A 17,934-nucleotide genomic window follows, 5' to 3' on the forward strand; every position below is an offset into this window, starting at 1 on the left:
TCCCCGGTCATCCGGCCGCGCGGTAAGCCTTTCCAGCTGCCGTGGGGCTGTCCGCATCGGTGTAGAGGCCGAAGTCGGCGCTGTCACCGACGGCCGGCAGCCCGAACCAGGCGTACCGCTCGACGTACGACCGTTTCTCCAGGCCCGCGGTGGCGCCGTTGATGAACCGGACCTTCTGCGCGTCGCTCGGGTAGCGCGGCGTGCCGCCGAAATTGATCAGACCGAACTCGGTGACCCAGATCGGCTTGCCGTAGCGCTTGTGGACGGTGTCGACGTAGCCGAGGAACTGGTTCACCGCGGCGGCGCTGAAGTCCGAGCCGTACCAGTGCAGGGCGATCGCGTCGACCCGCAGCCCCTTCGCCGCGGCGCCGGTCATGAACCGGTCGAGCCAGCCGCCGGCCGTGTCGCCGCCGAACGCGACGGCCGGGCTGACCAGCCTCATCCCGGTCGCTTCGAGGCGGGGCCAGGCGGCCAGCGCGGCCTCGACGGTCACGTTCGACTGCTCGGCCAGGTCCGGCTCGTTGAAGCCGAGCAGCACGTCGCCCTCGGCCTTCGCCCGCTTCAGGGTCGCGTCGGTGACATCGGCGGCGCCCCAGATCATCGGCACGAACTCGACGCCGGCCGGGCCGGGCACCTCGTCGTCGGCCGGTCCCCAGTCGTAGTACCAGCCCGCGCCGACGTCCTTGAGCGCGCCCTTCGAACCGGCGAACTTCCACACCCCGGCGCCCTTCTTCGGCGAGCGGGCGGCGGGCACGGCGGTCGCCTTCCTCGACGGCGACTTCGTGGTGGGCACGGCCGAGGGCGACAGCGACGGCGCGGGAGAGGGCGCGGCCGGGGTGGTGGAGACCTCCGGTGCGGCGACGACCGCCGCGGGTCTGGGCGGCTCCGCCGGTTCCCGGTACGTGTGAGCCAGCGCGCCGCCGCCCGTCACCAGGCCCGCGGCGAGCACCCCGGCCAGCACCTTCGACGTCACGGCGCCACCGGTCTTCACCGCCACCGTCGCGTTCGCGGCCGGCGTACCCGTACCGGAAAGGGTGTTGATCTGGATCTTGCCGAAGGCGGAGCCGAGGCCGGGCGGCAGCGGCACCAGCGCCATGCCGGCGAGCAGGCGCTCGGCCTCCACCATGTCCTGCCAGGCGGGCGCACACCGCCGGCAGTCGCGGGTGTGCCGGGCGATGCGTTTGCGCCAGAGCGGGCCGGGGCGCCCGTCCCAGCCGGACAGGGTCGCGGACAGCTCCGGGCAGCGCGGCGGGCGCAGCGCCCGGACCACCGCGCGGGCGGTCTCCAGCTGGCCCTTCATCCGCTGGATCCGGACCGCGGCGTGCTGGCGGCCCAGGCCGGTGGCCTCGACGATCTCGTCGCGGGTGAGTTCGCCGGACGCCTCCAGCCACCAGAGCGAGAGCAGTTCCCGGTTCTCCTCGTCGAGCCAGCGGGTCGCCTCGGCGGTCTCCCGGCGCTGTCCGGAGAGCTCCAGGCGGGTGATCGCCAGGTCGGTGAAGTCGGCGCCGGGATCGCGCAGCTCGGGATCCAGCTCCACGGCCGGCGGCCGGCTCCGGAAGCGCTCCCGCACCTGGCGCACGGTGATCGCGACCAGCCAGGAGCGGAACGCCGCCGGATCGCGCAGCTCGCCGAGGTTGCGCAGCACCCGGAGCATGACCTCCTGCACCACGTCGTCGGCGTCGGCGTGCCCCTCCAGTGCCCGGCCCACGATGGTGTAGACCAGCGGCAGGTAGCCGGCGACCAGGCGGTCGACCGCGGCCGGGTCGCCCGCGCGGGCGGCCGTCACGATCGCGATGCCGGGCTGTCGTGTCATCGAGACCCTTCCGTGGAAACTCGGGCTTCAGGCCGTGGGGAGGAAACCGAACCCCTGCGAAGCAGCGCAGGGGTGCCCGATCCGCCGTCAAGGCGGATAGGCGTGGGTGGTGAACCACCGCTAGGGTGATCGCCGACGTGGATGAGACGGTGCGTTACACCTACCGCCTGCGGCCCGGCCGTCAGGCGCGGGCCGCGCTGCTCGACGAGTGGGGCCGCTGCCGCTGGTTGTGGAACGAGGCCGTGCACCAGCAAAAGTCCGGCCGCAAGCCGACGTTCGGGAAGCTGTCGACATTGCTGACCGAGGCCCGGGGCGGTAACGCCTGGCTGCGGGCCGGGTCGCAGGTCGCCCAGCAGCAGACGCTGCGCACCTACGGAACCGCCCTGACCCACTCGTTCAAGGTCAAGGGCCGGGGCCGTCCGAAGAAGAAGCGCAAGAAGGACGCGCTGCCCAGCCTGGAGTACACCACTCGCGGTTTTCGGATCAAGGACGGGCGGTTGCGCCTGCCGAACAAGGTCACCGTGCCGGTCGTCTGGTCCCGGCAGCTGCCGTGCGACCCGACCAGCGTGCGGGTCTACCAGGACAGCCTCGGCCACTGGTATGCGTCGTTCGTGGTCACCCGCGAGCAGGCCGCCGTCCCGGATCCGGACCTGCCGGGCATCGGCGTGGACTGGGGCGTGAAGACCACCGCCACCACCACCGACCCGGCTTTCGACCTGCCGCACCTCGGCCACCGGCGCCGTTCTGCCGCCGAGCTGGCGAAAGCGCAGCGCAGGATGGCCCGCCGTCGCCGGCCGAAGAACCAGACCCCGTCGAAGGGCTACCAGCAGGCCAAGAAGCAGGCCGCCCGGATCGCGAAGAAGGCGGCCCGACAGAACACCCACGACGCCCGCGTCTGGGCGAAGAACGTCACCGCGCATCACAGCCTGATCGCCGTGGAGGACTTCAAGCCGAAGTTCCTTGCGAAGTCCCGGATGGCCCGTAAGGCCGCCGACGCCGCGATCGGCGCAGCGAAGCGAGAACTTGTCGAGCGTGGCAAGCGGGCGGGCCGGAAGGTGGTGCTGGTACCGCCCGCCTACACCACGATGACCTGCTCCGAGTGCGGCGAGAGAGCCAATCACCGCCTCGGACTGGGCGTAAGAGTCTTCGAGTGCCCGGCCTGCGGATACACCGCCTGCCGCGACCTCAACGCCGCGAGGACGATCCTCGCCACGGCTGAACGCGACCGTGCCAGTGCCGACGACGTCAGACATCAGATCGCCTCCTTCCGGGAGCGTGGATCAGGTGCGGTCCGAGCTGGGAATCCCCCGGATTCATCCGCAGGGAGTCGTTAAGTCTGCTCCTGCCCTCCGGGCGCGGGTCGCACCGATGAGGGAGACGGGCCGCGGGCACCATGGATAACACGTTTCGGCGCCGTGATCACCATTCGGCCGTGGTTAGCCGGACGGCGGATCGGGCACAGAAAAGTCATGCGCATGTCGGTCCGGCTCAATCTGCCCCGCGAGGTGGACAGCGTTCCGGCGGTGCGCCGCCTGTTGCGTTGCGCCCTGACGATCCTGCGAGTGGATCGCCAGGCCGGCGCGGATCTGGAGATCGCCCTGACCGAGGCGTGCGCCAACGTGGTGAAGCACGCGGCCGGGGCGGAGAACTTCGAGGTGCACCTCGACGTGGGTGAGGACCGCTGCTCCATCGACGTGGTGGACGACGGCACCGGTTTCGATCCCGCGGTGGACGCCGTTCCGTCGGCGGCGAGCGAGCGGGGTCGTGGCCTCTTCCTGATCCGGGCGCTGGGCGAGAACGTGCGCATGCAGTCGGGCCCGCGCACCGGGAGCCTGATCCACTTCGAGAAGTCCTTCGCCTGAGGTAGCGGGTATCGCGCCGGGCCACCCGCACGGGGGGTGGTTCCGGCGCGAATTGCTTGCCGTATAACAAACACCTGTCGTTGTTGCCCGGTCGAACGTGACGTCGTGGAGAGGAGTCCGGAATGTCCGATCAACCGGCGCCCCTCGGCTCGCTGCTGCGGGCCGCGCCGCCCGACCGGCTGCCCGAGGTGGCCGCCGAGCATCTGCGCCGCCATTACGCCGCCGGCGCCGTCGAGGTGCTGGTGCCCGACCTCACCTTCACCCGGCTGTCCCCGCTGCTCGGCCCGGACGAGCACCCCGACGCCGCCGCGCTGCGCTGCTTCGGCAGCCAGCGTCCCGGCGCCGAGCGGGCCAACGGCGGCCCGGTCCGCCTGCACCTGCCGCTGAGCTGCTGGGGCGAGCGGGTCGGGGTGCTGCGCCTCGAACTGCCCGAGAGGCCCGGCGGGGATCTCGGCGACCGGCTCGCCGCCGACGCCGACGAACTCGCCACCGCGCTGCGCGCCGCCTCGCCCGCAACCGACCGCTACCGGCGGGCGCAGCGGCGGGCCCGGCTCACGATGGCCGCCGAGCTGCAGTGGGACCTGCTGCCCGGGCGGTCCCTCGGCGACGAGCGGTTCCTCATCGCGGGTCAGCTGGAGCCGGCGTACGACGTGCGCGGCGACCACTTCGACTGGGCCCTCGACGGCGACCGGCTGACCGTCACGGTGCTCAACGGCTGCGGCGACGGGATGGAGGCCGCCCTGCTCACCTCGCTGGCGGTCAACGCCATGCGCAACGCCCGCCGGTGCGGCGCCGACATCGTGGAGCAGGCCGAGCTGGCCTCCGACGCGGTGCACTCCCGGTACGGCGGCGCCCTGCACACCGCCACGCTGCTCCTGGAGATCGACCTGGTCGGCGGTGGGGTGGCCGCCGTGGACGCCGGTTCGCCGCACTGCCTGGTCGCCCGCGGCGGCGGGACCGAGAGGGTCCCGCTGGAGGAGCAGCTGCCGCTCGGCATGTTCGGCGAGGCGCACTACGAGATCCAGCGGTTCCGGCTGGAGCCGGGTGACCGGATGCTCGTGGTCAGTGACGGCGTCCACTCGGCCACACCCCGCGGGCTCGCCCGGTACGGCGCGTCCGCCCTGTTCAGCGCGGTTCGCCGGACACGGTTGCAGCCCGCCACCGAGGCGGTGGGTACGGTGATGAGGGGCCTGCGCGACTATCACGCCGGCGCCGAGCCGGAGGATGACGCCGTGACCGTCTGCCTGGACTGGCGACGCTGAGATTTTCTCGGCTTCGACGTTTCGAAATCTCCCCCGGCAGGTATAGGTGTAAGTTCACGGGTCCGCGACTGGCGATGACGGGAAACGGGATGGAGCACGCCACCGAGATCGCCGCGGCTGTCGAGTCGTCGGTGGAGTCACTGGTGGGCGTCCTCGAACGGGCCAGACTGGCCCAGCAGCCCGCGGTGCCGCCGGCCCAGCTCCGGGTGCTGACCATCGTCGCCGGCAACCGGCACACCAACATGAGCCGGCTGGCCGAGGCCCTCGACGTGGTGCCGTCCTCGGCGAGCCGCCTCTGCGACCGGCTGGAGGCCACCGGCCTGCTGCGCCGGGTCGCCGACCCCCGGGACCGTCGCGAGGTGCGGCTGCTGCTCACCTCGGCGGCCCGGCGGCTGCTGACCGACCTCCGCGAGCGCCGGCAGGCCGCGCTGGCCGAGGTGCTGGAGCGGATGCCGGTCGCCGCGCGCGAGGACCTGCTGCGCGCCCTCCAGGCCTTCTCGGCGGCGGCCGGGCACCCCTCGGCCGAGGAACACCCGGAGAGCGGCCGGCAGACGGCCTGAGCCGCCGCAGTAGGCTTCCGCCGTGCGTATCGGCATCGTCATCCTTCCCGACCGGCGCTGGGCCGACGCGAGCCGGCGCTGGCGGCTCGCCGAGGAGTTCGGCTTCGACCACGCGTGGACGTACGACCACCTCGGCTGGCGCGATCTGGTCGACGGCCCGTGGTTCGACGCCGTACCGACCCTCACCGCCGCCGCCATGGTCACCTCCCGGATCCGCCTCGGGACGTACGTGGCCTCGCCGAACTTCCGCCACCCGGTGCACTTCGCCCGGGAGGTCACCGCCCTGGACGACATCTCCGACGGCCGGCTGATCCTCGGCCTGGGCGCCGGCGGCATCGGCTTCGACTCGGCCGTCCTCGGCGCCCCGGAGCTGACGCCGCGCGCCCGGGTGGACCGTTTCGCCGAGTTCCTGGAGCTCTTCGACGGCATCCTGCGGCAGCCGGCGACCACCTGGTCCGGTTCCTGGTATTCGGCGGTCGACGCGCGCAACGATCCGGGCCCGGTGCAGCAGCCGCGACCGCCGTTCGTGGTCGCCGCCAACGGCCCGCGGGCGCTGCGTCTCGCCGCCCGGTACGGCGACGGCTGGGTGACGACCGGCCCGCAGGCGGACAGCGCCGAGGAATGGTGGCGGGCGGTGGCCGAAATCCGGGACCGTTTCCACGCGGCCATGGAGTCCGCCGGCCGCCCGCTGGAATCGGTGGACCGTTACCTGAACCTGGACTCGTCGCCGGTCTACTCGATGACCAGCGTGGATGCCTTCACCGACGCGACCGGGCGGGCCCGGGAGCTGGGATTCACCGACGTGATCACGCATTGGCCGCGGGAGTCCAGCTGGTACGCGGGCGACGAGAAGGTGCTGGAGGCGGTCGCCGCGGAGCTGCCCCGCCTCACTAATCGGTAAAGCCGGGTCCCATTCGGACCGATTGCGATTCCCTCGATGATCGAGTGGGATTTATCACGGTCTCCGGCAGCCGGTCCGTTTACCGCCGGTTATCGCCGGCTCCACACACCGAGATCGACGGTCTCGCACCGCGTCAAGGCAACGTCACGCACCGTGCCGGTGAGGGGCCGCCGGCACGGTGACAACCGTTGGGAATCAGCGCCCGTGCGCCGCCCGGTAGGCGTTGCTGACCTCCTGCGGAATGCGGCCCCGCTCGGAGATTTTGTGCCCGTTCCGGATCGCCCACTCCCGGATCAACCGGTTCTCGTCGCGGGAACCCGCGGTGCGGACGGGGGCGGCGCCACGCGACGGGATACGCCCCGACGTGGTGCGTCCCAGCCGGGTGCCCGCGGAGATGAACGGGTCCAGGGCCTTACGCAGCCTTCCGGCATTGGCCTCGGAAAGGTCGATCGTGTAGCTGACGCCGTCCAGACTGAACTCGACCGTCCGATCTGCCTTCTTGCCGTCCAGATCGTCGATCAGGGTGGTGATTACCTGCCGCGCCATAACGACTCCCGAGAAGAATTAATCAACCGAACCCGGTGAGGCTCATTCACGACGGTGGAGGCCGCCGCCGCCGACCTACGCTGAGTGACACTCAAGGTGGGTCCCGAATAAGCCTCAGTCTGGCGCGCGGAAGGGCCATGGCGCAACTCCCCACCGCGATCCGGCAATTCTTTTCGCCCCGGTTATCGGAATGGAACCTGGGAATTGGAGCAGAATCCGGGAAAGCCCGGTTGACCGGAACCCGGCGTCTCGCGTTAGGGTCGGCGCCATGCAGGACGAGCAGGCCGCCTGGCGGGAGCAGCAGCGCCGGGCCGTTGCCGTTCGCGCCGCCGCCCTCGAGGCGGACCGGAGCGCGGAGGCGCGGCAGGCCGCCGCGCTGCTCGACGACTTCGTGCGCCGTGCCGCCGAGGCCGGCCTGGCCCCGCACACGCTGGCCGCCCGCAGTCTCGACGGCCGGTCGACCTACCGGACGCACATCCGCGGGTGGTACCTGAAATCCGACCGCTCGGTGGCCGTCGGCGACGACGGGGAGTACTACGTGCTCACCGTGACGCCGTCGCTGCGGGCCCGGTTCACCGGCGCCGACCTCTCCCCCAGCATGCCGCGGCTGATCGTGGGCGCGGGCGGGCGCGACGGGGATTCGATCCCCCTGGCCACCCTGCTGGAGAAGCGGCTGACCGCCGGGGACGTCTGGCCGTGAGAGCTCTCGTGGCGGCGTGCGCGGCCGTGCTTCTCGTGCTCACCGGAGTCCCGGCGACGGCGTCGGCCGCCCGCGCCGAGATCCCGTGCCCCAAGCCGAAGATCGCCAAGCCCAGCGCGCCGCCCCGGCCCACCCCGCCCGCCGAGGTGGCCGAGGACATGCGGGTCGGCGGCGACGACCTCGCCACCCACGGCCTGGTCGTCCCGGAGAACAGCCCGAAGCCGCCGGCCCTGACCGCCACCACCTGGCTGGTGGCCGACCTGGAGACCGGCGAGGTGCTCGGCGCCTGCGGCCCGCACGTCCACCAGACCCCGGCCAGTGTGCAGAAGATGCTGCTCGCCGCGACCGCGATCGATCAGCTCGACCCGGCTCAGAAGATCACCGTGACCCGCGGCGACCTGGACATCGAGCCCGGCAGCTCGGCGGTCGGCCTCGTGGTCGGCGGGCAGTACACGATCGCGACCCTCTGGCTCGGGCTGATGCTCAACTCGGGCAACGACGCCGCCAACGCGCTCGCCCGGCTGGCCGGAGGCGGCGGCAAGGACGGCCTCGCCACGACGGTCGCCGCCATGAACGCCAAGGCGGCCGCGCTCGGCGCACGCCAGACGCACGCGGTCACCCCGTCCGGGCTGGACGGCAAAGGGCAGTTCACCAGCGCGTACGACCTGGCGCTGATCGCCCGGGTGTGCTTCGCCAGCGACGACTTCCGCAAGTACGTGCTGACGAAGACGGCCCGGCTGCCCGCGCAGAAGAAGCCGAAGGTGGGCGGCTTCCAGTTCCAGAACGAGAACAAGCTGATCTACAACTACCCGGGCGCGCTCGGCGGGAAGACCGGGTTCACCACCCTCGCCCGGCACAGCTACGTCGGTGCGGCCACCCGCGACGGCCGCACCCTGGTGGCCACCCTGCTGGGCGCCGAGGCGCGGCCGCTGCGCGGCTGGGAACAGGGCGCCAAGCTGCTCGACTGGGGGTTCTCGCTGCCGGCCGGGTCGTCGGTGGGCAACCTGGTCACCCCGGAGGAGGTGGCGGCCTCCAGTACGCCCCGGGTGGAGAAGACCACGGCCGCCGGCGGCGGTGGGGCCGGCAACGAGCGGCCGTCCGCGCCGGCCGGGCTGACCGTCGCGGCGGCGGCCTCGGTGGCGGTGCTGCTCACCGGCACGCCGCTGCTGCTCCTGATCGCCGTCCGGCGACGCCGCCGGATGGCCCGCTCCTAGGATCCGCTCCTAAGACCCGCTCCTAAGACCCGCCGTCAGGATCCGCTCCTAGGATTCGCCCTTGAGCGAAGCCCTCAGGCAAACGCCAGGCCGAAGAGCCAGATCACCGCGATCGCCAGCGCCGCCGCCAGCTCCACCAGCAGGGCCAGGCCGACCGCCCCGAGCGCCGAGCGGGTCGACGGCCAGGCCCGCTCCACGCCCAGCCGGCTCAGCTCGACCAGCCAGATCCCGAGCACGAAGCCGAGGATCAGGCCCACGAACGGCACCACGAAGAAGCCGACGATGCCGAGCACCCCGCCGGCCAGCAGCGCCGACGTGGGCACGCCGCTGTCCTTGAGCTTCTTCCCCGGCCACAGGTACTTGATCACCAGGCCCAGGCCGGTGAGCACCGTGGCGAGCACCGCGACCACGAGCCGGGCGCCGCCGCCGCCGTCGCCGAGGACCGCCCAGAGCATCACCCCGGACCAGGTCAGCAGCAGGCCGGGAAGCACCGGCACCAGGACCCCGACCACGCCGGTCAGGATCACCAGGCCGGAGATGAGGGCGATGGCCGAACCGGTGTCGCTCAAATCCATGCGCACACCCTGCCGTACCGCTTCCGAACCCTCAACCGAGGCCCTCGCCCGCCGATCCAAGAGCCGTCACGGAGCAGGCCGGTCCGATGCAACCGCCAGACAACCGTAAGTGACCGGAGCGTGCACCCCCCGCACTCGAAAGTTTCTCCTGTCAGCCGGTGCCCACCCAGCCAGGGGCGCCGACGAACAACCGGGGGAAACGAATGACCAGCACCGCGACGACCGCCGCCGACCTGATCGCCGACACCGCCTCGCCCGTGCTCTCCGCCGCCGAGCAGGAGGAGCTGATCCGCACGCACATGCCGCTGGTCGGCCACCTGGTCCGCGACATGCTCTCCCGGATCCCGAACCACATCCACCGCGACGACCTGACCAGCGCCGGCCTGCACGCCCTGGTCACCGCGGCCCGCGGCTGGGACCCGGCCCGCGGCGTCCCGTTCCACCGCTTCGCCGCCACCCGCATCCGCGGCGGGCTCCTCGACGAGCTGCGCGCCCTGGACTGGGCGACCCGTTCGGTGCGGTCCAAGGCCCGCAACACCGACGTGACCCGTCAGAACCTCACCACCACGCTGGGCCGTACGCCCACGCCGGAGGAGCTGGCCCAGGCGCTCGGCACCACCACCACCGACCTGCACCAGACCGACACCGACGTGCAGCGGGCCACCGTCCTGTCGTTGCAGGGCTTCACCACGAGCAGCGCCGACGACCTGGTCACCGAGCCGACCCCGGGCCCGGAGGAGATGCTGCTGCGCCGTGAGCAGATCGGCTACCTGCACCACGCCATCGGCTCGCTGCCGGACCGCCTCCAGACCGTGGTGAACGAGTACTTCCTCGCCGAGCGCCCGATGGCGGAGATCGCCGCCGACCTGGGTGTCACCGAGTCGCGTGTCTCACAGCTGCGCGCCGAGGCCCTCTCGCTGCTGCGCGACGGCCTGAACACCCACCTGAACCCGGAGCTGGCCCCGGTCCCGGAGAACCCGGACAGCATCACGGCCCGCCGCCGCGCCACGTACTACGCCAACATCGCCAGCAACACCTCGATGCGCAGCCGCCTGGCGATGACCAACGCCAACGGCCACACCGCGATCGGCCGCGGCGTCAAGTCCGCTCCGGCCGCCTGACACACGATCGGGCCCGGCGTCCTCCGGCGCCGGGCCCGATTCGTTGCCCTCCCACCCTCCCCGAGGGTCCTTCTCCGGCCCTTTCCCGGTACGCCGGGCGCGCGCCCGTGGTCAGGCCAGCGAGGCGAGCACCTTCGGCAGGTCGGTGGTGTGCAGGACGCCGAGGCTGCGGGTGGCCCGGGTGACCGCGACGTACAGGTCGGAGAGGCCACGCGGGCTCTCGGCGATGATCGCGTCGGGGGCCACCACCAGCACCGAGTCGAACTCGAGACCCTTCGCCTGGCGGACGGTCATCAGCACCACGTGGTTCAGCAGGTCGGGCTGCTCCCCCACGGCCGCGCCGGGGACGGCGGCCACCAGCTCGGCGCCCAGGGACGGCTCCAGGCTCTCCGGGACCAGGACACCGAGACGGCCCTCCTCGATCAGGGACGCCTCCTTGCGTACCACCGTGACGAGCTCCTCGACGAGCGCGGCCGGCGGCACCCGGCGCGCCCACGGCGTCACGCCGGCCGAGCGGACCGACCGCGGAGGCCGTAGCGCGGGATCGACCGCGGCCAGCACGTCGGCCGCGACCGCCATCACCTCGGACGGCGTCCGGTAGTTGACGCTCAGCTCGACGATCCGCCAGCGCTGCGCCACGTACGGCTCGAAGACCTGCTCCCAGGTGGTGGTCCCGGCCAGCTCGGAGGTCTGCGCGACGTCACCGACCGCGGTCATCGAACGGCTCGGGCAGCGGCGCATGAGCAGCCGCCAGGCCATCGGCGACAGCTCCTGCGCCTCGTCGACGATCACGTGCCCGAACACCCAGCTGCGGTCGGCGGCGGCCCGTTCGGCGGCGGTCCGCGTGTCGATCACCTCGTGCCGCTCGACGAACGCGCCGGCGTCGACCACGTCGAGCGCGGAGAGGATCTCGTCCTTCTCGGCGCCCTCGTCCTCGAAGTCCAGCGACCGGGAACCCTCGACGATCTCCAGCACGCCTTCCGCGTACTCGATCGCGGCCTTTCTCTGCCGTTGCTGCTCACGCACCTTGAGCGTGTCGTCGACGCCGAGCAGCTCGGCCAGCTCGTCGAGCAGCGGCACGTCGGCCGGTGTCCAGCCGTGGCCGCGTTCGCGCAGCAGCGTGGCCGGCAGACCGGCCGACTCCAGCCGGCCGGCGTCGGAGAGCAGGTCGCGCAGCACCTGGCGCGGGGTGAGCACCGGCCAGAAGTCGAAGAGCGCCTGCTGTACGTCGATGTCCTCGCGCAGCTCACGGCGGGTCTCCGCGAGGTCGGCCGCGGAGAGCAGGTTCTCGCCGCCCAGTGGGTCGGCGCCGATCCGCTCGGCGATCTGCAGGGAGAGCTGGTGGATGGCCTCGGTCACGAAGACCTGCCGGGCCACGTTGTGCGGCCTACCGGACCGGCGGGCCGCGGCCCGGGCGGCGAGCAGCACCTCCCGCTCGATGCGCAGCGGATAGCCGTCGTGGTCGACCTCGACGAAGGTGTCCGGCACGGTCTGCCGGTCGGCGACCGCGTTCTCCAGGGCGTCGAGGATGCCCAGGCCGCCCTTGACCGCGGCGACCGTGGGCGGTTCGGCGGCGTGCGCGCGGACCCCCGGGAACATGTCACCCAGGGTGGCCAGCAACACACCGGTCTCGGCAAGTGACGGCAGCACCTGGGAGATGTAGCGCAGGAACGTGGTGTTCGGCCCGAGGATCAGCACACCGGTACGGGTGAGCTGCTCCCGGTAGGTGTAGAGCAGGTAGGCCGCCCGGTGCAGTGCCACCGCCGTCTTCCCGGTGCCCGGACCGCCCTGGACCACCAGCACACCGGGCAGTCCGGAACGGATCACCTCGTCCTGTTCGGCCTGGATGGTCTCGACGATGTCGCGCATCCGGCCGGTCCGCTTGGCGGTGAGCGCGGACAGCAGCGCCGCCTCACCTGTCACGTCCTCCCGGCCGCTGCCGTCGCCGGCCTCGATGTCGAGCACCTCGTCGTCGATCCCGGTGAGCACCCGGCCCCGGGTGCGCAGGTGCCGCCGCCGGGTCACCCCCTCCGGGCTGACCGCGGTGGCCAGATAGAACGGCCGGGCGGCCGGGGCCCGCCAGTCCACCAGAAGGGGATCCTGGTCACGGTCCTCGGCGAAGAGCCCGAGCCGGCCGATGTAGCGGGGATTACTGGCGGAGAAGTCCAGCCGGCCGAAGCAGAGGCCGTTCTCCACCGAATTGAACTGGGCCAGCTGTTCGGCGTAGTGGCCGCGGGTGGCCTCCCGCTGGGTCCGGCCCTGCGGGGTTCCGCCCGCTTCCAGCAGGATCGCGCGCAACCTGCTGTCGGCCTGGTCACGCAATTGATCCAGCCGCTGGTAGAGCGTGGTCAAGTACGCCTGCTCAGAATCGATGTCGGCGTTCGAGCTTGACAAAGTCGCCCCTTTTCGTGCTATCATTCCGGCGTTCGGCAGCCATTCTTATGGTTGCCCTTTTTTGTTTGCCGCAACGCTTTCGGCAAACGACCAGAATAGCGGAGGCACCGCAGGTTACGGCCCCGGGCGGGACTGTCCGGAACCCGTCATCGCCCCCGGCGGCCCGTTACGCCAGGCCCGTCGATGGGATTAACCGGGACATGGACAGCAACCACCCGTATCGACGTCTGGGCGCCCTGGCCCTCGCCGCGGCCGCCATCCTCACGTTCTCCGCCGCCTGCTCCGAGGACAGCGAGGCCCCGGCCGGCAACGCCGCGGCGGCGGCCGCCGGCGGTCCCGAGCCGAAGACCCTGGAGGGCGCGAAGGTCGCCGCCCAGACCGTCTTCGACCGGTTCAGCGGTGGCGACTTCGCCGGCGCGTGGGAGATGTACACGTCGTCCGGCAAGCAGGCGATCAGCAAGGACGACTACGTCAAGCTGAACACCACCTGCTCCCGCAAGGGCCTGGCGATCCAGCTCACCAGCGCCCGGATGGAGGGCACCGACCGGGCCGTGGTGATCGCGAAGCAACTGGTGGCGGCCCAGTCGTACACCATGGTCTACGAGGCCGACGCGTGGCGGCTGGAACCGGCCAAGGAGGGCCTGACCCTCTACAAGCTGGGCGCCGACAAGGCGATCGCCGCGCAGAAGAAGGCCGGCACCTGCGCGGGCGGCTGATCTTCCGGGGCCCGCCGCGATCCGCGGCGGGCCCCGTGCCCCCGGCACTGTCTAGGCGGCCGCCAGCGGCAGGCCGTCCGGGCCGGTCAGATCGAGCCGGGTACGCAGGGTGCCCCGGCTGGCGATCTTGTCGTAGTAGGCGGCCCGGCGCCGGGCCACACAGCCCTCCTTCGGCGGGCTCTGCGCCGCCATGGCCGGGTCGAGGTGGGTGTTCAGCCCGTCCCGGAGCAGGACCAGCGCCTCGGCACGCAACTGCGACACCCGCGACTCGCTGACCCCCAGATCGGCCGCGATCTGGACCATCGGCCGCTCCTCGAAGAAGTAGCCCTGCACCACCGTGCGCAGCCGCTCCGGCAGCGACTCGACGGCATGCCGCAGATAGCCGAACCGCTCCCGGCGCAGCAGCATCTCCTCCGGCCCGGCGCCCGGCTCGGTGACGATGTCGTCGGCGGTCGCGGTCGCGAAACCCTGGAGGCTGAACACGGTGGCCCGGTGCACGTCGCCCTCGCCGTGCTCGATGTCCTCCACGGTGCAGCCCAGCTTGTCGGCGATCTCCTGCACGGTGGGCGTCCGGCCCAGCTCGGCCATCAGCTCCTCGCGGGCGGAGTCGACACGGCGGGCCCGCTGGCGTACCGAGCGGCTGGCCCAGTCCAGGCCCCGCAGCTCGTCCAGCAGGGCGCCGCGTACCCGGGCGGCGGCGAAACGGGCGAACGGCACCCCACGCTCGGCGTCGAAGCCACGGGCCGCCGAGACCAGCGCCGCATAGCCGGCGGAAAGCAGATCGTCCCGGTTCACGTGCGACGGCACGCGGGCCAGCATCTCCCTCACCAGGTGCCCGACGAGCGGCATGTTCGCCCGGACGATGTCCTCGCCACGCCGCTCGATGAAAGGCGCTTCACCACTCATCAGGGGGTCTCCTCAGGTACCGGCCGGCAGGGGATCTCCGGCGCTGAGGAAAAAGATGCGGCGCGCTGAGTGCCGCGGGGTTCACCTTGAGGTGCGAAGTGGTTGCGGAGGGTGCGCGGGTAGAATGATCAGTAATCGACCACCCGGAGTACCCATCTTCATGCAGACCTTCCTCGAGCTCGGCGTGCCCGCCGTCCTCACCACGGCACTGGACCGGCTCGGGATCACCACCCCGTTCCCCATTCAGGCGGCCACCCTTCCCGACTCTCTGGCCGGCCGCGACGTGCTGGGCCGAGGACGTACCGGTTCCGGCAAGACGTACGCGTTCGCCATCCCGGTCGTGGCCCGCCTGGCCGCGTCCAAGGCGCCGGCCCGGCCCGGCCGCCCGCGTGCGCTGATCCTCGCGCCCACCCGGGAGCTGGCCACCCAGATCGAGGCCACCGTGCGCCCGCTCGCCGACGCGGCCGGGCTGCGCACCCTCGTCGTCTTCGGCGGCGTCGGGCCGAACCCGCAGATCAAGGCCCTGAAAGCGGGCGTCGATGTGCTGGTGGCCTGCCCCGGCCGGCTCGACGACCACATCCGTGGCGGACACGCCTCACTGGAGGGCGTCGAAGTCACCGTCCTCGACGAGGCCGACCACATGGCCGACCTCGGCTTCCTGCCGGTGGTGCGGCGGCTCATGTCGCAGACCCCGTCCGGCGGCCAGCGGCTGCTCTTCTCGGCCACCCTGGACAACGGGGTGGACGTGCTGGTGCGGTCCTTCATGCACAAGCCGGTGACCCACCATGTGGACTCGGCCGCCCAGGCGCCCGTCGAGATGGACCACCACGTGCTGCACGTCCGCGACGACGACCGGTTCGGCGTGCTCGTCGAGTTGCTGGCGGCGCCCGGCCGTTCGGTCGTCTTCACCCGGACCAAGCGGCGGGCCAAGGTGCTGACCCGGCAGCTCAACGCGGCCGGGGTGCCGGCCGTCGAACTGCACGGCAACCTGGCGCAGAACGCCCGCAACCGCAACCTGTCGGCGTTCTCCGACGGCACCGCGGGGACCCTGGTCGCCACCGACATCGCGGCCCGCGGCATCCACGTCGACGACGTGGCGCTGGTCATCCACGCCGACCCGCCGGTCGAGCACAAGGCCTACCTGCACCGCTCCGGCCGTACCGCCCGGGCCGGCGCCCGCGGCACGGTGATCACGCTGATGACCGACGAGCAGCAGGCCGACGTCCGTGACCTGGCCCGCAAGGCCGGAATCCGGCCGGTGACCACCCGGACCCGGCCGGGCGACACCCTGCTCGCCGAACTCGCGCCGGGCGAGCGCACCTTCAGCGCCCCGGTGACCGCCGCGCCGGCGTCCCGTCCGGCCCCGTCCCGCCCGGCCTCCCCGGAGGCTCCGGCCGAGGGCACGGCGGGCCGCTCCCGTCGTCCCCGCCGCGGCCGCGGCGCCTCCTCCGAGTCCTCACCGGCCGCGGCGCAGCCGTCCGCTCCGGCGGCCACGGGCCGGTCCCGAACGGCGGCCCCGGCGCAGGAAGCCGGCGGTCGGCCCCGGACAGCGGGCTCGGCGCAGGAAGCCGGCGGGCAGGGTCAGGGCCGGGCGCAGAGCCCGGGCCGGCGGCGTGGCGCTCGCCGGGCGGCCGGATCCGGTCAGTCACCCGAATCCGGCCAGGCCCAGCGGGAGCCGGGCACGTCCCGCGGCTCCGGCCAGGCTCAGCGCGGGTCGGGCACATCGCGCGGGGCGGGCCAGGCGCGCGGTTCCGCTTCCACACCCCGATCCGGTACGCCCCAGCAGCGCACCACCTCGGGCGGAGGCGCCGCCGCGTTCTCGACCCGTTTCAGCGACCGCCGTTCGGGCCGCTGACCCGCGCCTCAACACCCCTGAAACAACCCGCACAGCCAGCCGGATCCGTCCGGCTGGCTGTCGGCGTTACCCCGGCGACCCCTGAAACAGCGCCCACGGCCATGAAACCTCTGTGATCGAGGTCCGCGTTTCGCTTTTTCCGGTACGCGTGTCCTCGTCCCGCCTCATCCGTCCCGTCCCGCCCATTCCGGCCTCTGCCGCCCCCGCCGGGCGTAGATCGGTGGCCGGGCAGGCCGCCCCGGTCGCCGCCTCTGCCTCTTTGCCGCCGGTCACGGCCGGGGCGTCGGCTCTCGCCCTCGGCGACCGGGTCACGCTGGGCGGATGGTCGCGGTCTTGCCTGCCAGGCACCCGGGTTGCCGCTCCCGGCCGTTGCGCCGGTCACCCACCCGGTGGCTTTCGCGCGCGCTCACCCCGAACCTGACCGGCCGAAACTCCCCGTAAGCGCGGGACCCCGTTCACCGGCCCCTGTGGTATCTCGAGATGGCTGGAACAGCACCGATCTACCACGCGCCTCCACACGCTCACCGCCACGCTCACGGTGAGTGACTCCCGACGGACTCCCGAGGCGCGACCGGCGTCAACCGCCACCACCCACCCGGCGCGACCGGCGTGACGGCCGCAAGCAACACCCCCGGATGCCTGGCAATCACCACCCCAACCACCCACCCCGGCGGGACCGGCGGCACATGCGGGGGTATCCGACCGATCTACGCCCGGCGGGCGCGGCACAAGCCCGGAGCGGGCAGCGAGCACGCGCCGACCGGACGGAACGGCCCCGATGAGGCGGGACGACGTCGCGCGTACCGAAAAAGGGGCGGAAGCGAAACACGGACCTCGACCACAGAAGATTCTCTGGCCGGACAAAGAGGATGAATCCGGATGTTGGCTGGGTGTCAGGGCTGTCGCGGACGTGACCGGCGGGTGGGATCAGGGGTACGAGACGGCGTCGGCGGTGTGCGGGGTGGGAACGGCGGGGATGCGCAGGGCGCACAGGTCGAGTTCGACCCGGATGTGCCGGGCGATCAGCGGGCGGCCGGCGGTGACGCCGGCCGCGACCCGGTCGACCAGGCAGACGGCCGTGAGGCGGTAGCCGTCGCCGACCGGGATGGCCGGATGCACGTTCAGGGTCACGTCGCAGCAGCCGCCGCGCACCGCCAGTACGCCGGTCATCCGCCAGCCCTCGGGATCCAGGTGCAGGCCGGTGCTGCGGAAGCCGATCTCCGGATGGTTCACGGTGTCCAGAAAGCGGCGGCCCCGGACGTCCCGGTCACGGCGCGGGTCGTCGGTGGTGAAGCTGGACGCGTCCAGTTCGGCGGAGGCGATCGAGCGTTCCGGGTCGGCGGCCACCGTGACGGTGCCGCCGGTGAGGGCCATCGTCCCGGTCACCGGCCGCAGGCCGAACACGTGGGCGGCGGTGATCCGGCAGGACGAGCGGGCCGGGTCCAGGAGGTAGGTGCCGGGCCGGATGCCGGTGAGCTGATTCGTCGTCATGGGAACAGGCTGTCGCGG

The 17,934-nt window shown here is 72.3% G+C and carries 15 protein-coding genes and 1 pseudogene; 10 read left to right on the plus strand and 6 right to left on the minus strand.

Translation table 11 applies throughout. From position 1 onward, the window contains the following. Positions 1-7: 7 nt before the first annotated feature. Positions 8-1,813, minus strand: a complete 1,806-nt coding sequence (locus BJ964_RS01425; RefSeq protein WP_188118958.1) for a sigma-70 family RNA polymerase sigma factor — start codon at positions 1,811-1,813, stop codon at positions 8-10. A 137-nt stretch (positions 1,814-1,950) separates the two neighbouring features. Here BJ964_RS01425 and BJ964_RS01430 point away from each other — a divergent pair, with 137 nt between their 5' ends. From BJ964_RS01430 to BJ964_RS01450, 5 genes are all read left to right on the plus strand, one after another. Further along, entirely contained in the window at positions 1,951-3,147 is a 1,197-nt protein-coding gene (locus BJ964_RS01430) for an RNA-guided endonuclease InsQ/TnpB family protein (RefSeq protein WP_203832608.1), read from the plus strand. A 135-nt stretch (positions 3,148-3,282) separates the two neighbouring features. Beyond that, the gene (locus tag BJ964_RS01435) at positions 3,283-3,675 is read left to right on the plus strand and encodes an ATP-binding protein (RefSeq protein ID WP_188118959.1); all 393 of its coding nucleotides are present in this window, start codon (positions 3,283-3,285) and stop codon (positions 3,673-3,675) included. 122 nt (positions 3,676-3,797) lie between these two features. After that, positions 3,798-4,937, plus strand: a complete 1,140-nt coding sequence (locus tag BJ964_RS01440) for a PP2C family protein-serine/threonine phosphatase (protein WP_188118960.1) — start codon at positions 3,798-3,800, stop codon at positions 4,935-4,937. Between the two features lie 89 nt (positions 4,938-5,026). After that, the gene (locus BJ964_RS01445; protein ID WP_188118961.1) at positions 5,027-5,497 is read left to right on the plus strand and encodes a MarR family winged helix-turn-helix transcriptional regulator; all 471 of its coding nucleotides are present in this window, start codon (positions 5,027-5,029) and stop codon (positions 5,495-5,497) included. Between the two features lie 22 nt (positions 5,498-5,519). After that, positions 5,520-6,398, plus strand: coding sequence for an LLM class flavin-dependent oxidoreductase (locus BJ964_RS01450; RefSeq protein ID WP_188118962.1), 879 nt, complete (start codon positions 5,520-5,522; stop codon positions 6,396-6,398). A 195-nt stretch (positions 6,399-6,593) separates the two neighbouring features. On the opposite strand, the gene BJ964_RS01455 is transcribed toward BJ964_RS01450, so the two are convergent. After that, positions 6,594-6,944 (minus strand): histone-like nucleoid-structuring protein Lsr2, encoded by a 351-nt coding sequence (locus BJ964_RS01455; RefSeq protein WP_188118963.1) that lies wholly within the window; start codon positions 6,942-6,944, stop codon positions 6,594-6,596. A gap of 268 nt (positions 6,945-7,212) precedes the next feature. Here BJ964_RS01455 and BJ964_RS01460 point away from each other — a divergent pair, with 268 nt between their 5' ends. Both BJ964_RS01460 and BJ964_RS01465 read left to right on the plus strand, forming a co-directional pair. Next, positions 7,213-7,644 carry a hypothetical protein gene (locus BJ964_RS01460; protein WP_188118964.1) on the plus strand — a complete coding sequence of 144 codons (432 nt, stop codon included), beginning with the start codon at positions 7,213-7,215 and terminating at the stop codon, positions 7,642-7,644. Then, the gene (locus BJ964_RS01465) at positions 7,641-8,858 is read left to right on the plus strand and encodes a D-alanyl-D-alanine carboxypeptidase family protein (RefSeq protein WP_407650785.1); all 1,218 of its coding nucleotides are present in this window, start codon (positions 7,641-7,643) and stop codon (positions 8,856-8,858) included. The genes BJ964_RS01460 and BJ964_RS01465 overlap by 4 nt, the downstream gene beginning before the upstream one ends. Positions 8,859-8,932: 74 nt before the next feature. On the opposite strand, the gene BJ964_RS01470 is transcribed toward BJ964_RS01465, so the two are convergent. Continuing rightward, positions 8,933-9,433: a DUF456 domain-containing protein gene (locus tag BJ964_RS01470; RefSeq protein WP_188118965.1), complete on the minus strand. Its 501-nt coding sequence runs from the start codon at positions 9,431-9,433 to the stop codon at positions 8,933-8,935. A 203-nt stretch (positions 9,434-9,636) separates the two neighbouring features. Here BJ964_RS01470 and BJ964_RS01475 point away from each other — a divergent pair, with 203 nt between their 5' ends. Continuing rightward, positions 9,637-10,554 (plus strand): sigma-70 family RNA polymerase sigma factor, encoded by a 918-nt coding sequence (locus tag BJ964_RS01475; RefSeq protein WP_188118966.1) that lies wholly within the window; start codon positions 9,637-9,639, stop codon positions 10,552-10,554. A 111-nt stretch (positions 10,555-10,665) separates the two neighbouring features. Here BJ964_RS01475 and BJ964_RS01480 read toward each other — a convergent pair whose 3' ends face one another. Then, the gene (locus tag BJ964_RS01480) at positions 10,666-12,972 is read right to left on the minus strand and encodes a HelD family protein (protein ID WP_188118967.1); all 2,307 of its coding nucleotides are present in this window, start codon (positions 12,970-12,972) and stop codon (positions 10,666-10,668) included. A gap of 176 nt (positions 12,973-13,148) precedes the next feature. Here BJ964_RS01480 and BJ964_RS01485 point away from each other — a divergent pair, with 176 nt between their 5' ends. Beyond that, positions 13,149-13,664 (plus strand): hypothetical protein, encoded by a 516-nt coding sequence (locus BJ964_RS01485; RefSeq protein ID WP_188118968.1) that lies wholly within the window; start codon positions 13,149-13,151, stop codon positions 13,662-13,664. Positions 13,665-13,715: 51 nt separating this feature from the next. On the opposite strand, the gene BJ964_RS01490 is transcribed toward BJ964_RS01485, so the two are convergent. Beyond that, positions 13,716-14,570 (minus strand): sigma-70 family RNA polymerase sigma factor, encoded by an 855-nt coding sequence (locus BJ964_RS01490; protein ID WP_188118969.1) that lies wholly within the window; start codon positions 14,568-14,570, stop codon positions 13,716-13,718. Positions 14,571-14,730: 160 nt separating this feature from the next. On the opposite strand from BJ964_RS01490, the pseudogene BJ964_RS01495 reads away from it, so the two are divergent. After that, a pseudogene (locus BJ964_RS01495) lies at positions 14,731-16,110 on the plus strand (DEAD/DEAH box helicase); the annotation flags it as partial. 1,242 nt (positions 16,111-17,352) lie between these two features. Here BJ964_RS01495 and BJ964_RS01500 read toward each other — a convergent pair. Beyond that, on the minus strand, positions 17,353-17,916 hold the full coding sequence (locus tag BJ964_RS01500) for a YceI family protein (protein ID WP_188118971.1): 564 nt from the start codon (positions 17,914-17,916) through the stop codon (positions 17,353-17,355). Positions 17,917-17,934: the final 18 nt, after the last annotated feature.

Origin of the sequence: Actinoplanes lobatus (genome assembly GCF_014205215.1) — a bacterium.
GTDB lineage: Bacteria > Actinomycetota > Actinomycetes > Mycobacteriales > Micromonosporaceae > Actinoplanes > Actinoplanes lobatus.

What these genes read in the sequence shown, in the direction of transcription:
- BJ964_RS01490 (WP_188118969.1), bottom strand. Translation starts at nt 14,570, where the DNA reads ATGAGTGGTGAAGCGCCTTTCATCGAGCGGCGTGGCGAGGACATCGTC.
- BJ964_RS01475 (WP_188118966.1), top strand. Translation starts at nt 9,637, where the DNA reads ATGACCAGCACCGCGACGACCGCCGCCGACCTGATCGCCGACACCGCC.
- BJ964_RS01480 (WP_188118967.1), bottom strand. Translation starts at nt 12,972, where the DNA reads ATGATAGCACGAAAAGGGGCGACTTTGTCAAGCTCGAACGCCGACATC.
- BJ964_RS01500 (WP_188118971.1), bottom strand. Translation starts at nt 17,916, where the DNA reads ATGACGACGAATCAGCTCACCGGCATCCGGCCCGGCACCTACCTCCTG.
- BJ964_RS01460 (WP_188118964.1), top strand. Translation starts at nt 7,213, where the DNA reads ATGCAGGACGAGCAGGCCGCCTGGCGGGAGCAGCAGCGCCGGGCCGTT.
- BJ964_RS01425 (WP_188118958.1), bottom strand. Translation starts at nt 1,813, where the DNA reads ATGACACGACAGCCCGGCATCGCGATCGTGACGGCCGCCCGCGCGGGC.
- BJ964_RS01440 (WP_188118960.1), top strand. Translation starts at nt 3,798, where the DNA reads ATGTCCGATCAACCGGCGCCCCTCGGCTCGCTGCTGCGGGCCGCGCCG.
- BJ964_RS01435 (WP_188118959.1), top strand. Translation starts at nt 3,283, where the DNA reads ATGCGCATGTCGGTCCGGCTCAATCTGCCCCGCGAGGTGGACAGCGTT.
- BJ964_RS01445 (WP_188118961.1), top strand. Translation starts at nt 5,027, where the DNA reads ATGGAGCACGCCACCGAGATCGCCGCGGCTGTCGAGTCGTCGGTGGAG.
- BJ964_RS01470 (WP_188118965.1), bottom strand. Translation starts at nt 9,433, where the DNA reads ATGGATTTGAGCGACACCGGTTCGGCCATCGCCCTCATCTCCGGCCTG.
- BJ964_RS01455 (WP_188118963.1), bottom strand. Translation starts at nt 6,944, where the DNA reads ATGGCGCGGCAGGTAATCACCACCCTGATCGACGATCTGGACGGCAAG.
- BJ964_RS01485 (WP_188118968.1), top strand. Translation starts at nt 13,149, where the DNA reads ATGGACAGCAACCACCCGTATCGACGTCTGGGCGCCCTGGCCCTCGCC.